The sequence below is a fragment of the Pseudotenacibaculum sp. MALMAid0570 genome, from assembly GCF_040151415.1.
GTDB lineage: Bacteria > Bacteroidota > Bacteroidia > Flavobacteriales > Flavobacteriaceae > Polaribacter.
Genome location: NZ_JBDKWF010000046.1, coordinates 1 through 16,163, shown reverse-complemented (window position 1 = coordinate 16,163; position 16,163 = coordinate 1). Strand labels below are relative to the sequence as shown.

At 35.0% G+C, this 16,163-nt stretch carries 14 protein-coding genes, 1 tRNA gene, 1 pseudogene and 1 riboswitch; of the genes and pseudogenes, 13 read left to right on the top strand and 3 right to left on the bottom strand.

Features of this window, described 5'->3' with window-relative positions:
• Positions 1-3 precede the first annotated feature (3 nt).
• From AAON49_RS04760 to AAON49_RS04700, 13 genes are all read left to right on the top strand, one after another.
• The gene (locus AAON49_RS04760; protein ID WP_349553015.1) at positions 4-2,109 is read left to right on the top strand and encodes a ferredoxin-like domain-containing protein; all 2,106 of its coding nucleotides are present in this window, start codon (positions 4-6) and stop codon (positions 2,107-2,109) included.
• A complete protein-coding gene (cobA, locus tag AAON49_RS04755) occupies positions 2,102-2,893 on the top strand; it encodes a uroporphyrinogen-III C-methyltransferase (RefSeq protein WP_349553014.1) in 792 nt (263 codons plus the stop codon). The genes AAON49_RS04760 and cobA overlap by 8 nt, the downstream gene beginning before the upstream one ends.
• Positions 2,886-3,461, top strand: a complete 576-nt coding sequence (locus AAON49_RS04750) for a precorrin-2 dehydrogenase/sirohydrochlorin ferrochelatase family protein (RefSeq protein WP_349553012.1) — start codon at positions 2,886-2,888, stop codon at positions 3,459-3,461. The genes cobA and AAON49_RS04750 overlap by 8 nt, the downstream gene beginning before the upstream one ends.
• Before the next feature lie 6 nt (positions 3,462-3,467).
• On the top strand, positions 3,468-4,523 hold the full coding sequence (locus AAON49_RS04745; RefSeq protein ID WP_349553010.1) for an NAD(P)/FAD-dependent oxidoreductase: 1,056 nt from the start codon (positions 3,468-3,470) through the stop codon (positions 4,521-4,523).
• Between the two features lie 19 nt (positions 4,524-4,542).
• A complete protein-coding gene (locus tag AAON49_RS04740; protein ID WP_349553008.1) occupies positions 4,543-4,869 on the top strand; it encodes a 2Fe-2S iron-sulfur cluster-binding family protein in 327 nt (108 codons plus the stop codon).
• Positions 4,870-4,871: 2 nt separating this feature from the next.
• Positions 4,872-5,612 carry a serine O-acetyltransferase EpsC gene (epsC, locus tag AAON49_RS04735; RefSeq protein ID WP_349553007.1) on the top strand — a complete coding sequence of 247 codons (741 nt, stop codon included), beginning with the start codon at positions 4,872-4,874 and terminating at the stop codon, positions 5,610-5,612.
• Positions 5,609-6,499 (top strand): cysteine synthase CysM, encoded by an 891-nt coding sequence (gene cysM, locus AAON49_RS04730; RefSeq protein ID WP_349553005.1) that lies wholly within the window; start codon positions 5,609-5,611, stop codon positions 6,497-6,499. Before epsC ends, cysM begins: the two co-directional genes overlap by 4 nt.
• 70 nt (positions 6,500-6,569) lie before the next feature.
• Positions 6,570-6,675, top strand: a riboswitch (SAM riboswitch).
• A 51-nt stretch (positions 6,676-6,726) separates the two neighbouring features.
• Positions 6,727-7,740, top strand: coding sequence for a homocysteine S-methyltransferase family protein (locus AAON49_RS04725; protein ID WP_349553003.1), 1,014 nt, complete (start codon positions 6,727-6,729; stop codon positions 7,738-7,740).
• Between the two features lie 11 nt (positions 7,741-7,751).
• Positions 7,752-10,430 (top strand): methionine synthase, encoded by a 2,679-nt coding sequence (metH, locus tag AAON49_RS04720; protein ID WP_349553001.1) that lies wholly within the window; start codon positions 7,752-7,754, stop codon positions 10,428-10,430.
• 24 nt (positions 10,431-10,454) lie between these two features.
• Positions 10,455-11,408, top strand: coding sequence for a methylenetetrahydrofolate reductase [NAD(P)H] (metF, locus tag AAON49_RS04715; RefSeq protein ID WP_349553000.1), 954 nt, complete (start codon positions 10,455-10,457; stop codon positions 11,406-11,408).
• Positions 11,409-11,559: 151 nt separating this feature from the next.
• Complete coding sequence (trxA, locus tag AAON49_RS04710; protein WP_349552998.1) at positions 11,560-11,877, top strand: thioredoxin; 318 nt, start codon at positions 11,560-11,562, stop codon at positions 11,875-11,877.
• Positions 11,878-11,965: 88 nt separating this feature from the next.
• Positions 11,966-12,889, top strand: a complete 924-nt coding sequence (locus AAON49_RS04705; RefSeq protein ID WP_349552996.1) for a DUF58 domain-containing protein — start codon at positions 11,966-11,968, stop codon at positions 12,887-12,889.
• A gap of 62 nt (positions 12,890-12,951) precedes the next feature.
• Positions 12,952-13,025: transfer RNA gene (locus tag AAON49_RS04700), tRNA-Asp, on the top strand.
• A 513-nt stretch (positions 13,026-13,538) separates the two neighbouring features.
• On the opposite strand, the gene AAON49_RS04695 is transcribed toward AAON49_RS04700, so the two are convergent.
• The 3 genes and pseudogenes from AAON49_RS04695 to AAON49_RS04685 form a co-directional block, all read right to left on the bottom strand.
• Entirely contained in the window at positions 13,539-13,973 is a 435-nt protein-coding gene (locus AAON49_RS04695; RefSeq protein WP_349552994.1) for a heavy-metal-associated domain-containing protein, read from the bottom strand.
• 23 nt (positions 13,974-13,996) lie between these two features.
• Positions 13,997-15,748, bottom strand: coding sequence for an efflux RND transporter periplasmic adaptor subunit (locus tag AAON49_RS04690; RefSeq protein WP_349552992.1), 1,752 nt, complete (start codon positions 15,746-15,748; stop codon positions 13,997-13,999).
• Between the two features lie 6 nt (positions 15,749-15,754).
• A pseudogene (locus AAON49_RS04685) lies at positions 15,755-16,163 on the bottom strand (hypothetical protein); the annotation flags it as partial.

Genomic DNA, 16,163 nt, shown 5'->3' with positions numbered 1-16,163 from the left:
TACATGCAAAGTTTCAGAACCGAAATAGAAAATCCGGTTGTAGAAAAAGATATTCTAGAATTGGAAAGAAAAATACGTCTATTCCGAGAGGGAAAGATTGATGAAGAAAGATTTCGTAGCCTACGATTAGCAAGAGGAGTTTACGGTCAACGCCAGTTAGGAGTTCAAATGATTCGAATCAAACTACCTTACGGAAAAGTTACAAGTGAACAGCTGCATAGGATTGCCAATGTTTCAGATAAATATTCTAGAGGACGCTTGCATATAACAACAAGGCAAGACATTCAAATTCATCATGTGAGTTTAGACAGAACACCAGAGTTGTGGGCAGAATTAGAGAAAGACGATATTACATTGCGTGAAGCTTGCGGAAATGCAGTTAGAAATGTTACTGCATCAGAAACCGCAGGAATAGATCCAAAAGAACCGTTTGATGTATCTCCATATGCACATGCTGTGTTTCAATTCTTTCTAAGAAACCCAATCTGTCAAGATATGGGAAGAAAGTTCAAGATATCTTTTTCAGCAACAGAAGAAGATACAGCATTGAGCTATATGCACGATCTAGGTTTCATAGCCAAAACTCAAAAAGTTAATGGTAAAGAAATCAGAGGGTTTAAAGTCTTGTTAGCTGGAGGATTAGGATCACAACCGCGTCACGCTGATGTGATGTATGAATTCTTAGAAGAGGAAAAACTCATTCCAACTATAGAAGGAGTACTACGAATTTTTGATCGTCATGGAGAAAGAACTAAGCGAGCAAAAGCAAGGTTAAAATTCTTAGTAAAAGATCTAGGCTTAGATAATTTCTTAGTGTTAGTAGAAAAAGAGAAGAAAGCTCTGGCATATCAAACATACGCAATAGATAGAAACGATTTTGAACAAGAAATAGAGTTTGAAGAAATCAAAATACCACAAGTTTCTATAGAAGACAAAGAAGAGTTTTTGCTTTGGAAAAAAACCAATATACTTCCTCAAAAACAAAAAGGCTTATATGCGTTAGGTATTAAAGTTCATTTAGGAGATTTCTACACAAAAGAGGCAAGAGAATTAGCAGATCTAATTAAAAAATATGCAGCCAATGAATTGCGATTCACATTACGTCAAAATATTTTAATCAGACACGTAAGAGAAGAATTAATACCATTCTTTTATCAAGAGCTAAAAAGATTAGGATTTGCCCAGATAGGATATAACAGCACCTTAGATATAACAGCTTGTCCAGGAACAGACACTTGTAATTTAGGAATTTCAAGCAGTACAGGGATTGCTGTAGAATTAGAGCGAGTATTACAAAATGAATATCCTCAATATGTCAATAATAAAGACATTACAATTAAAATTAGTGGCTGTATGAATGCCTGTGGCCAACACAACATGGCTCATATTGGTTTTCAAGGAATGACAATAAAATCCAAAGGTTTAATTGCTCCAGCTTTACAAGTATTAATTGGTGGAGGTGTTTTAGGAAACGGAAAAGGAAGATTTGCTGATAAGTTGGTAAAGGTGCCAAGCAAAAGAGGACCAGAAGCTTTACGATTATTATTAAATGATTTTGAGCAAAATCAACAAGAATCAGAAGACTTTTTAACCTATTACGATCGAAAAGAGAAAACGTATTTCTACGATTTGCTAAAACACTTATCAGATACTACCAATTTAATAGAAGAAGATTTTGTGGATTGGGGTCACGATCAAAAATATGTGAAAGCAATAGGTGTTGGAGAATGCGCTGGAGTTGTAATCGATTTGGTAGCAACTTTATTATTTGAAAGCGAAGAAAAGATTGTCAATGCAGAAGAAACATTAAAAGAAGGAAAATGGGCTGATAGTATTTATCATACTTACACAGCACTTATAAATACTGCGAAGGCATTATTAACTACAGAACAAATAAAAACAAATACACAGAGCTCTATCGTGAAAAGTTTTGACGAATACTTTATTACTAATGGTTTGATAAAACTACCAAGTTTTTTTTCAGAATTAGTATATCAAATTAGAGAAAACGAACCAACAAAAGATTTCGCTTATAGCTATCTAAAAAAAGCAAAAGAGTTCTACAAATTGGCAGATGCGTATAGATTAAAACAAGTGAGTCATGTCTAGAATTAAACCAAAACTAACACTAGTTGGAGCCGGTCCCGGAGATCCTGATTTAATTACTGTAAAAGGAGTTAAATCTTTAGCAAAAGCCGATGTTGTAATGTATGATGCTTTGGCAAATGACGATCTTTTAGCCTATGCAAAAAATGCGAAGAAGATTTTTGTAGGAAAGCGAAAAGGGTATAAAAGATACTCGCAACAAAGAATTAACGAATTAATTGTAGAAAATGCATTCAATTATGGCCATGTAGTCAGATTAAAAGGAGGAGATCCTTTTGTGTTCGGAAGAGGTTCTGAAGAAATCGAATATGCAGATAGTTTCGGAATTCCTATCGAAGTTGTTTCTGGAATTTCCTCCTCGGTAGCCGTTCCAGCGAAATTAGGAATTGCAGTAACTCAAAGAAACGTGTCTAGAAGCTTTTGGGTATTAACAGGAACAGATTCCAATAACGAACTGGCAAAAGATGTGAGTTTAGCAGCCAAATCATCAGCAACTATTGTAATTCTGATGGGAATGAGCAAGCTTTCTAAGATTATCAACCTGTTTCAACAAGAAGGAAAAGGAGAAGTGCCTATAGCAATTATTCAAAACGGAACACTACCCAATGAGAAAGTAGGAATAGGAGTTATCAATACTATAGAAGAACAAGTGGCTTTGAAACAATTATCATCTCCAGCAATTATAATTATAGGAGATGTTGTAAAGAAGAGCCATCAACTACGTTCATTTTATCAAGAAATACAACCTGTTCAAAGCTCGCCATTTAAAATTTATAACTATGAGTAAAACGAATGAATTATATCCCATCTTTTTAAAAGTACATCAGTTGAATGTTTTGATTATTGGAGGAGGAAAAGTAGCCTTAGAAAAAGTAAGCTTTTTATTAAAGTCGAGCCCCAATGCCCAATTACAATTAGTAGCTCCAGAAATAAGAGAAGAAGTACGGCAATTGGCTGAAAAGTACAAAATTGATCTAATTGAAAAAGCCTATGATTCTTATGATATCCAAGAAAAAGATCTTGTTATCGCAGCCACGGATAAAGAGGAGATAAATCTTCAAGTCTATAAAGATTGCAAGGCGAATAATGTATTGATAAATGTTGCTGATACGCCAGAATATTGTGATTTCTATCTGGGCGGAATTGTAACCAAAGGGAATGTCAAGATTGCAATTTCAACCAATGGAAAATCGCCAACCACAGCCAAACGATTACGTCAATTTTTTGAAGAGGTCATTCCTAATGACATCAATGAATTAGTAGAAAATTTAAATCAATATAGAAAAACCATCAAAGGTAATTTCGAAAAAAAAGTAGTAACCCTTAATAAGCTTACAGAAAGTTTAGTGAAATAGAAAAAAATGATACAAACAGATATTCTAATTATTGGAGCGGGCCCCACAGGGTTGTTCACCGTTTTTGAAGCAGGATTATTAAAACTAAGATGCCATTTAATTGATGCATTACCACAGCCAGGAGGTCAATGCTCAGAGATTTATCCTAAAAAACCAATTTATGATATCCCTGCCTATCCCGAAATTTTAGCAGGAGATCTAACCCATAAACTAATGGAACAAATCAAACAATTTGAACCAGGATTTACTTTGGGTGAAAGAGCAGATACAATTAAAAAACAAGATGATGGAACCTTTATTGTTACTACAAATAAAGGAACTCAACATCAGGCCCCAATAGTTGCTATCGCAGGAGGTTTAGGAAGTTTCGAACCTCGTAAACCTCTGATTACTAATCTAAGCAATTTTGAAGAGAATGGAGTAGAATATATCATTCGAGATCCAGAAATCTATCGCAACAAAAAAGTAGTCATTGCAGGCGGAGGAGACTCGGCCTTAGACTGGTCTATCTTTTTAGCTGATGTAGCATCAGAAGTAACATTAGTTCATAGAAGAAATGAATTTCGAGGAGCATTAGACTCTGTAGAAAAAGTTCAAGAATTAAAGAACCTAGGGAAAATTAATCTCATTACACCGGCAGAAGTAAAAGGCTTAATTGGAAAAGAAAAACTAACAGGAGTAGTCATAGAAAAAAAAGGAGAAGATGGTTTCATTCTAGATATAGATCACTTTATTCCCCTGTTTGGATTATCGCCAAAGTTAGGACCTATAGGAAACTGGGGATTAGAGATTGAAAAAAATGCCATTAAAGTGAACAATGCTTTGGATTATCAAACAAATATCCCGGGAATATATGCCATTGGCGATGTAAATACGTATCCTGGAAAATTAAAATTGATTCTTTGCGGTTTTCATGAAGCTACTTTAATGTGTCAAAGTGCATACAAACGTATCTATCCAGATAAAAAATATGTGATGAAGTATACAACTGTAGGAGGAGTTGAAGGATTTGATGGAACCAAAAAAGAAGCTCCAAAAGCTGTTGTAAAAGCAATCAGTTAGTGTCAAAATCTAAGCTCTTATGGACATAAAAATCAAAATAACTGACAGAGAAGGAATTTTACACGAAGTATTAGCTCCAACAGATATGGCAATGAATCTGATGGAGATTGTTCGTAGTTATGAACTTGCTCCAGAAGGAACTATTGGCGTCTGTGGGGGAATGGCCATGTGTGCTTCATGTCAATGTTATGTCAATTCAGAACATTCTTTGCCTGAAATGAGTGTTGATGAAGATATGATGTTGGCAGAAGCTTTTCACTTAGAAGAGAATAGTCGTTTGGGATGTCAAATTCCAATTAAAAAAGAATTAGACGGATTAGAAATAAAACTAGCACCAGAAGTGTAATAATGAATCAATTTATCAATTATAAAATAGCACTGAAAGATTCGGTAGAAACCTTTACAAAGAAATTGTTCTACACTCTATTTGATGAGGGTTTCAGCAAGGAACATAAGGCAGAGATTAAAAAACTGTTTCTTAAAATTACACATACACTTCATGTAAAAAACAGCGAAGAACTTTGGGAGGTATATCAAGGTACATTTAAAGGAATTCGACAAAGCTTAGATTTAGATGCCATTGCATTTGAACAAAGTGATCCTGCAGCAAAAAGCTTAGAAGAAATTTATTATGCCTACCCAGGTTTTCATGCCATTGCTGTATACAGGCTTACTCATGAATTATACAAAATGAAAGTTCCTGTACTACCAAGAATGATGAGTGAATATGCGCATGGACTTACTGGAACAGACATTCATCCAGGAGCCAAAATTGGAGAATCTTTTTTTATAGATCACGCAACAGGAATTGTTATCGGAGAAACAACAGTTATCAATAATAATGTTAAAATGTATCAAGGGGTTACCCTTGGTGGAATTCAAGTGAAAAAGAGTTTAGCAGAAGTAAAAAGACATCCTACTATAGAAGATAATGTAGTTATATATGCCAATGTTACCATTTTAGGAGGAAATGTGATCATAGGAAAAAATAGCATTATTGGAGCCAATGTGTGTATCACAGAATCTATTCCAGAAAATTCAATTGTTATGAATGAATCTATAAACAAATTAGTAAAAAGAAGTAAATGAAAACCAAGAGCATAGTAGATTTTGTTGGAAATACACCTTTAGTAGAAGCAAAGAACATTCTCAACAAAGAAGGGGTGAAACTGTTATTGAAATTAGAAGGAAACAATCCTGGAGGAAGTGTCAAAGATAGAGCTGCCTATAACATGATTTATGAAGCTATTAAGAGAAGAAATGTAAAGGAAGGAGATACATTAGTAGAAGCTACAAGTGGAAATACTGGGATTGCATTAGCTCTAATGGCTAAGCAATTAGGAGTACATATGATTTTAATCTTACCAGAAAATTCAACAGAAGAGAGAATCAAAACAATGCGATCTTACGGAGCCGAAGTTATTCTTACTCCTAAGGAACTCGGAATGGAAGGAGCTAGAGATTTGGCCTTAGAGTTGAAATATAAAAAAGGCTATTTTCGATTAAATCAGTTTGATAATCTAGACAATTCTAAGGCACATTATAACACCACAGGCCCAGAAATTTGGAGAGATACACAAGGTGCAGTAACCCATTTTGTTTCGGCAATGGGAACAACAGGAACCATCATGGGAGTATCCGATTTTTTAAAAGAACAAAATAAAGACGTCACAATTGTTGGAGTTCAACCCGATTCAAATTCCAAGATTCCCGGAATCCGTAAATGGACCAAAGATTACATGCCAATGATTTTCAAACCTTCGAAAGTAGATCAGGTTGAAGAAGTAAATGAAACTCAGGCAAAACAAATGACACAACGCTTGGCTAGAGAAGAAGGTGTTTTTGCTGGAATGAGTAGCGGAGGAGCCGTTTACGCAGCATTACAAGTTGCCAAAACAATAGACAAAGGTGTAATTGTCGCTGTTATTTGTGATCGAGGAGATCGATATTTGTCTTCAGATCTTTTCGGAAACTAAAAATTAATTCTAAAAGCTTAGAAATAAAAAAATATTACGTTTCTTTGCACCAGAGTTCATTAATTTAATGATGTTATCAAGAAAGGCGGAGGGATAGACCCTGAGAAACCTTAGCAACCCTTTATTCTAGATAAAGAAGGTGCTAAATTCTACCACAATTAGTGGAGAGATAACGGTAAGAAATATTCTTCCTTTCTCTTGATAATATCTTATTCGATTTATCAAGAATGTCAAACATACATCAAGAAATACAAAAACGAATCTTAGTGCTAGATGGTGCCATGGGAACCATGTTGCAACAATATAATTTTACAGAAGAAGATTTCAGAGGAGAACGTTTTAAAGATTACCCTTCTCCATTGAAAGGAAATAATGATTTACTCTCAATCACTCAACCTGAAGCTGTAAAAGAAGTTCATAGAAAATACTTTGCTGCTGGAGCAGATATTGTAGAGACCAATACCTTTTCAGGAACTACTATAGCTATGGCAGATTATCAAATGGAAGATTTAGTATATGAACTCAATTATGAGTCAGCAAAGATTGCCAAAGAAGCTGCTGATGAATTCACAAAAAAAGAACCACACAAACCTCGTTTTGTTGCAGGATCTATTGGACCCACTAACAGAACAGCTAGCATGTCTCCAGATGTAAATGACCCAGGTTATAGAGCCGTTACTTTTGATGAGTTGCGTATCGCGTATAAACAACAAGCAGAAGCCTTAATTGATGGAGGAGCAGATCTTTTATTAGTAGAAACAGTATTTGACACGCTCAATGCAAAAGCAGCATTATTCGCTATTGAAGAGGTGAAAGCAGAAAGAAATATTGAAGTTCCTGTAATGATATCAGGAACTATCACAGATGCTTCAGGAAGAACTTTGTCAGGACAAACAGCAGAAGCCTTCTTAATCTCAGTATCTCATATTCCGTTGTTAAGCGTAGGATTTAATTGTGCCCTAGGAGCCAATTTATTACAACCACATTTAGAAGCAATAGCTCCTAAAACCGATTTTGCAATCTCTGCACATCCTAATGCTGGATTGCCTAATGCTTTTGGGGAATATGATGAAACACCAGAAGAAATGGCTTCACAGATAGAAGAATATTTGAAAAAGAATCTCATCAATATTATTGGTGGATGCTGTGGAACTACACCTGCACATATTACAGCCATAGCTGATGTTGCAGCAAAATATCAACCACGAAATATTGACAGTTTAAACGCAGTTGTGGGTTAAAGAAAAGAAAGATGAGCAAAGAAGAAAAAAGATATATGCGTTTATCGGGTCTAGAACCCTTAATTATTACTCCAGAAAGTAATTTTATCAATGTTGGAGAGCGAACTAATGTAGCAGGATCTCGTAAGTTTTTGCGATTAATTAAAGAAGAAAAATTTGATGAAGCCTTAGCAATAGCAAGACATCAAGTAGATGGCGGTGCTCAGATTATAGACATCAATATGGATGATGGCTTGATTGATGGAAAAGAAGCCATGGTAAGATTCTTAAATTTAATCGCTGCAGAACCAGATATCTGTAGAGTTCCTATCATGATTGATAGCTCTAAATGGGAAATTATAGAAGCGGGATTACAAGTGGTGCAAGGAAAATGTGTAGTAAATTCTATTTCCTTAAAAGAAGGAGAAGAAAAGTTTATATGGGAAGCAACACAGATTAAAAGATATGGAGCAGCTGTTATAGTTATGGCCTTTGATGAAGTAGGTCAAGCAGATAATTATGACAGAAGAATAGAAATTGCCAAGCGATCTTATGAAGTACTTGTAAACAAAGTTGGTTTCCCTCCAGAAGACATTATTTTCGACTTAAATATTTTCCCTGTAGCCACAGGAATGGAGGAACATCGTAAAAATGCAATAGACTTTATAGAGTCTACGCGTTGGGTACGAGAAAATTTACCTCACGCAAGTGTAAGTGGTGGAGTAAGTAATGTGTCTTTTTCTTTCAGAGGGAACAATGTGGTAAGAGAAGCCATGCATTCGGTATTTCTCTATCATGCCATTCAAGCTGGAATGAACATGGGAATTGTAAATCCAACCATGTTAGAGGTTTATGACGACATCCCTAAAGATTTGTTAGAGCATGTAGAAGATGTTGTTCTAGACAGAAGAGATGATGCTACTGAGCGTTTGTTAGATTTTGCCGAAACTGTAAAAGGAAAGAAAAAAGAAGACGATGGAAAAGCATTGGAATGGAGAACATTGCCTTTGCAAGATAGAATAACTCATTCCTTAGTAAAAGGTATCGATGCTTTTATAGAAGAAGATGCAGAAGAAGCACGTCAAAGTGTAGAAAAACCATTACACGTAATCGAAGGACATTTGATGAATGGAATGAATGTAGTAGGAGATCTCTTTGGAAGCGGAAAAATGTTCTTGCCACAAGTGGTAAAATCTGCAAGAGTTATGAAAAAAGCTGTTGCCTATTTAAACCCATATATCGAAGCAGAAAAAAGTGAAGAACAAAGAGCCTTAGGGAAGATTTTAATGGCTACTGTAAAAGGTGATGTTCACGATATCGGAAAGAATATTGTCTCAGTAGTTCTAGGATGTAACAACTATGAAATTGTGGATCTAGGTGTGATGGTTCCACCAGAAAAAATCATCGAAACAGCCAAAAAAGAAAATGTAGATGCTATTGGTCTTAGTGGTTTAATTACACCTTCTTTAGATGAAATGGTATACTTAGCCAAAGAAATGGAGCGTCAAGAATTTGATGTTCCCTTACTTATTGGTGGAGCAACTACTTCCAAAGCGCATACAGCTGTGAAGATCGATACGCAATACAAGAATGCTGTGGTACATGTAAACGATGCATCAAGAGCAGTTACTGTTGTGGGAGATTTATTGAATAAACAAACAAGAAACGAATACGTAGCCAAACTCAAAAAAGATTACGAAGAATTTCGTGAAAAGTTTTTAAAACGAGGAAAAACCAAAGCCTATATCTCTATAGAAGAAGCCAGAAAACGAAAGTTTTCTATCAATTGGGAAACCTCTAAAATATCCAAACCTAAAGAATTAGGAGTTCAAACTTTAGAACAATTAAGTTTAAAAGAATTAGTTCCTTTTATTGATTGGAGTCCGTTTTTCAGAAGCTGGGACTTGCACGGAAAATACCCGAATATTCTTACCGATGAAGTTGTAGGAGAGCAAGCAACAAGTCTGTACAACGATGCACAAAAAATGGTAGAAGAAATTATCGCCAATCAAAGTTTGAAGCCTAAAGCTATTTTCGGACTCTTTGAAGCCAATACTGTGAATGACGATGATATCTCAATAAGTAAAAAAGGAAAAGAAATCGCTTTGTTTAGAACCTTACGTCAACAATTGAAAAAGCGAGAAGGAAAGCCAAGTTTTGCTTTGGCAGACTTTATAGCTCCAAAAGAAACAGGGAAACAAGATTATATGGGAGCTTTCTGTACAGCCATTTTTGGAGCCGATGAATTAGCCAATCAATACAAAGAAGAACAAGATGATTATAATGCGATTATGGCACAAGCCATTGCCGATCGTTTTGCGGAAGCTTTTGCAGAATATTTACATCACAGAGTAAGAACTCAACATTGGGGATATGCAGCTTCAGAAAACCTAACCAATGAAGAGCTTATCAAAGAAGATTATAAAGGAATACGTCCGGCTCCCGGATATCCTGCTTGTCCAGATCATTTAGAAAAAGAAACAATTTGGAGTCTTCTTAATGTAGAAGAACAAATAGGAGTTAAGCTTACAGAAAGCTTAGCAATGTGGCCTGCAGCAGCCGTTTCTGGATACTACTTTGCCAATGAAGAAGCGAAGTATTTCGGGCTAGGAAAAATTACCGATGATCAAGTAAGAGATTTCGCCAATAGAAAAGGAATCGCATTAGAAAAAGCAAGAAAATGGTTGCATCCAACCATTGCCAACAATTAAAATACTGAAACAAGTTCAGCATATATGAAAGTAACAGAACATATAAAAGAAGCAGGAGGAAAAACCTTATTCTCTTTTGAAATAATCCCTCCCAAAAAAGGAAATAACATTCAAGAACTATATAATAATATAGATCCATTAATGGAATTCAACCCTCCATTTATCGATGTAACAACTTCACGTGAAGAATATGTATATATAGAGAAAAACGGATTGTTAGATCGTAAGATTACAAGAATGCGACCCGGAACTGTAGGGATCTGTGCGGCCATCAAACACAAATATGATGTAGATACGGTTCCGCATGTATTATGTGGAGGATTTACCAAAGAAGAAACAGAATATCTATTAGTAGACTGTCATTATTTAGGAATCGAAAATGTGATGGCACTTCGAGGCGATGCTATGAGTCATCAAAAGTATTTTCAAGCATCCAAAGGAGGACATACCTATGCAGTAGAATTGGTAGATCAAATTCAGAATTTGAATCGAGGAAAATACCTACATGATGTAATAGATGCTAACCACAAAGCAGATTTTTGTATTGGTGTTGCTGGTTATCCAGAGAAACATTTAGAAGCCCCTTCTTTACAATCAGATTTAAAACGATTGAAAGAAAAAGTAGATGCAGGAGCAGATTATGTGGTAACACAAATGTTTTTTGATAATCAGAAGTTTTTCGAGTTTGTAGAAGAAGCCAAAAAAATAGGAATCAATGTTCCTATCATTCCAGGAATTAAACCGGTAGCCGTTAAAAGACACTTACAATTATTGCCACAAGTATTTAAAATAGATTTGCCGCAAGATTTAATTTCAGCAGTAGAAAAATGCAAAGACAACAAGCAAGTTCGTCAAGTAGGAGTAGAATGGTGTATTCAGCAATCTAAAGAGCTATTAGCAGCCGGAGTTCCTGTTTTACATTACTATTCTATGGGAAAATCATCTAATATTCATAAGATAGCTAAAGAGATATTTTAATCAGTTGTCACTGTTCATTGCTAATTAACACATATAAGGATAGACTCACTTGATAGACATATAATCAAAACTAATTTTTTGAGCTAGGAATGGAAAAATATTTAATTACTTTTGTAGTATAAACTTTTGAATTAATTAGAAATATAATATCATGGCATTAGAAATTACAGATGCAACATTTGACGAAGTCGTATTAAAATCAGACAAACCAGTATTAGTAGACTTTTGGGCTGCTTGGTGTGGACCTTGTAGAATGTTAGCTCCTATCGTAGATGAATTAAGTACAGATTTCGATGGAAAAGCTGTAGTAGGAAAAGTAGATGTAGATGCAAATCAAGAATTTGCTGCGAAATACGGAGTACGTAACATTCCAACTGTATTAATCTTTAAAGGAGGAGAGTTGGTAGACAAGCAAGTAGGAGTAGCTCCAAAATCTGTGTACGAGCAAAAAATCAATGATGCAATCTAAACAGATCTAATCCGTCTTTAGCGGAATTAACAAAATTGAAACAGAAAAGGTTTGGCTACGGTCAAACCTTTTTCTATTTTCGAGAATCATGATCAACCTTTCTCAAGTACAAATCTCAGAAATTAAAAACCTAGACCTCTTGGCAAGACAAGTAGTGGAAGGTTTTATAACCGGAATGCATAAAAGTCCCTTTCATGGTTTTTCGGTTGAATTTTCCGAGCACAAGCTTTATAATAAAGGAGAAAGTACTCGCCATATCGATTGGAAACTCTTTGCCAAAACAGAAAAGCTCTACACGAAAAAATACGAGGAAGAAACCAACTTAAGATGTCATATCATCATAGATAACTCGGCGTCTATGCATTATCCAACGGTAAAGACGCAAACATTAGACAGTTTAAATAAGATTGGTTTTTCAGCAGTTGCAGCCGCTTGTTTGATGGAAGTCTTAAAACGACAAAGAGATGCTGTTGGACTGAGTATTTATTCCGATACATATGAGTACTATGCACCAGAAAAAGGAAGTGATCGTCATAGAAAGATGGTATTACATCAGTTAGAAAACCTATTGAATTCTACATCCAAGGCTACTACTGAAACCTATCAATATTTACATGAGATTGCAGAAAAAATTCACAGACGCTCTTTGATTTTTCTGTTTACAGACATGCTGCAATCCAGCAAGCACGAGAAAGAACTGTTTGAAGCATTACGTCATTTAAAATACAACAAGCACGAAGTAGTATTGTTTCATACATTTGATGGAAAGACCGAATTGAATTTCGATTTCGACAATGCACCTAAAAAATTTGTAGATGTAGAAACTGGCGAAGAAGTGAATCTGTTTAGTGAAAACATACAAGAACATTACAAAGCATTGGTAGAAAACTATTTTGAAGAACTACGCAATAAATGTTTGCAGTACAAGATAGATTATGTTCCTGTGGATATTCAGATCGGTTTTGGTCAAGTACTGACCAGTTATTTTTTAAGTCGCCAGAAAATGTTATAAATTTTTCTTTTTCTTTTGCAAAAACAAAAAACTCAGTTATATTTGCATCCGCTTAGAGCAACGGTTTGGTAGTTCAGCTGGTTAGAATACATGCCTGTCACGCATGGGGTCGCGGGTTCGAGTCCCGTCCAGACCGCAAGATTAAAGCTAACACTCTCTTTTTCAAGGGGGTGTTTTTCTTTTTGGGCTACATTTGTTCTATTCTAACAAAATTCTCTCAAAAAACACTAAAAGCCTTCTTTGATATAAAATGATAATCATTCTTTAATGATTGTCTTTTTTTATTTGTAATAAGGTCTTTCTAAATTTATTTGGTACACTTTGTTTTCTTTAGTTAATTGTATCTCCTTAAGGGGTACATTTTAAAATACCCAAATAAATAATAATCCAGTCAACTTAAAGTAGTTTTACTTTTTTCTCTTCCGATTTAAAAATGATTAATGACTGGGTGAATTAAGTTGGGTAACTTAAGAAGTCTAGCTCTAACTGAGTTAATCACTACTTTAGAGTATCTATTCTATAGTAGCTATAATATATCTAATCATCATCTTAATTTACTGGATAAACTTTCAACAACAAAAGGCTTATCCAATGAATTACAAAGCACTAGGCTATGAAGCAAACTTTACCTTGTTGGTCTTTCAAACAATTAATGCCCATTCCCATCATCTTTTACTTCTCCTTTTAAACTCATCTCCATAGAATGGTCATATTTACAACACCCAGGAAGATTATTATAAGCATCTTCACTACCACCTAACTTATCCGTATCGTAACCCGAATTAGCAATCGCTTTATGAATTGCATCTAGGTTTGTTTTAGAAGCATCAAAAGAAACATCTATTTTCTTTCTCAATCTATCCCATTCTGCTTTCGATATACCGTCTAAATTATTTACAGCTTTTTCAATAGTAGTCTTACACATTCCACAATTTCCTCTGACTCCAAAACTAGCGTCAGTGTAAGCGACATCTTTTTTTACTTCAGTAGGCTCTGATTTTTTTTCATCTTTTTTGGCGTCACTTTTACAACTTGTAAAACCTACAGCAGCAATTACTGCTAAACTTAAAATTACTTTTCTCATTTGATTAAAATTAAAAATTATTATTATTTGATTGTTTTGGTTACTTCACCACACTTTAGCATAGCGTCACCGAAATATGGATTTAAGACTTTATCTTCTAAACTAAGCCAATAACCACCTGTGTTATTATCTGCCATAGGGCAAAATTGGCTATAGACTTGCATATTCACTCCAAACTTTTCGACTGCCATAATCAGACTAGATGATAGTGGTTTGAAATGATTTCTTTGTGTTTTTATATCTGTCGTTGAGTTTAAAGATCGTGTATGAAGTTTTAAGTTCTCGGATAGTTGCATCCATGAATTATGAGCATCACCTTTAAGTAGTTTCATATCGACTTTTGCTAAATTCTTCAACATCATTGATGAAGCTTGTGTTGAAGTTTTTGAATCTCCTTTTATCAGTGCGTCTTTCAAAATAATGTACTCATCAAATACAGTTTTGAGCTGTTCTTGGAATTTTGAGTCTACTTCTATTCTCTCATTGGTCATTTTCATGTTCTGACCATTGTGATTCATCCCTAAGTGTCCTTCGTGACCAGTCATTACAGTGCCACCACTTTTGTTCATCATCGATTTTTTACCTTGGAGTTGTGCAGCAGCATCAACAGTAAAAGCGCCATTGGTCACGACTTCGTCTCCATTTTTCAAACCTTCTAACACTTGATAAGACTCTCCAATCTTCGAACCTATTTGTACTTCTCTCATTTCAAATATGGCTTGGTCTTGTTTAGTTTTCACATAAACAACGGATCGTTTTCCAGTCCATAATACTGCTGAAGATGGAACCAAAAGAGAACCATTCTTATTCTTTGCATTGAGTTTTCCTTTGACAAACATTCCGGGCTTTAATAGACCTTTTGAATTATTTAAATCAACTCTTAGAGTGACGGTTCTTGTTTTTGTATTTAAAACAGGGTCAATAAATGAAACCTTGGAGATAATGGTTTTATCAGATTGAGTGTTGGTACTGACTTCAATATTCTGTCCAATTTTGATGAACTCAACTTGACTTTCATACACGTCGAACTCTGCCCAGAGTGATTGCAAGTCTGCTATTTTAAATAAGCCTTGGCCTTGTTTTACTGATTGCCCTATTTCCACCATTTTCTCTGTAACTGTACCTGAAACAGTCGCATAAACGGGAAAGTTTTCAATGACCTTTCCAGAAGATTCAATACTATTAATTTGAGCTTCTGAAAGCTTCCAAAGTTTTAATTTGTTTCTGACCGCTTTGTATAATTGAGGCTGAGATTCTTTAAGCTTTACAGTTGTCAGTAATTCTTGTTGAGCAGCAAATAGCTCAGGAGAATAAATAGTAGCCAACTGTTGCCCTTTTTTTATTTTCTCTCCTGTAAAATTGATAAGCAGTTTTTCAATTCTTCCTGAAAAATAGGTTACTTGAACAGCATTTTTCTTTTCATTCTCAACAATTTTACCAGATAACAGGATGGAGTTCTCGGATTCATTTGCATCAATAATCACTGTTGTTTCGATGTTCGCTAACTTCATAGCGTTTTCAGTAAGTTTAAATTCATCTGCTGACAATCCATCTGCTCCTGCTTCAGCAGGAATTAGATCCATTCCACAAATTGGACAATCTCCTGCTTCTGGTTGCATGATTTGTGGATGCATTGAGCATGTCCACATTTGATTAGAAGCTACCTCATTCGTATGGTCATGTTCTTTTGTCTCAGAATTATCACCACCAAATAATAACCACCCTGATAACAGTCCAATTGCTAATAACCCTAGATATACACTATATTTTTTCATCGTATTCTATTTTTTTCTTTGTACTAATTTTCTAATTGAGGGAGATGATACATACCAAAGTAAAAATCCACTCATTACTGTAATCAAACCCAAAAGAGAAAACGCTCTTAAAACTATCGTGTTAAAATTGTCTCTCCCTTCATAATCCATGGTGTGTGTCATCCATAAAAAATCAAACCATCTCCAACTTTGATGTCTGACTGTTTGAAATTTTGCATCTATGATAGACACATATGCTTTTAAATTATCGTCTGTTTTATAAGAGATCACATAGGCAGGAAGTAACTTTTCTCGATACTCATGATGCTTTCCTGCCTCTGTTATTTTTTCAATGGAAGCAACTTCTAAACCTTCCTTCATATAGTTTTTGGCAACATATAAAGCTTCGTCTTTAGTTAATTCATTTTTCTTTTGA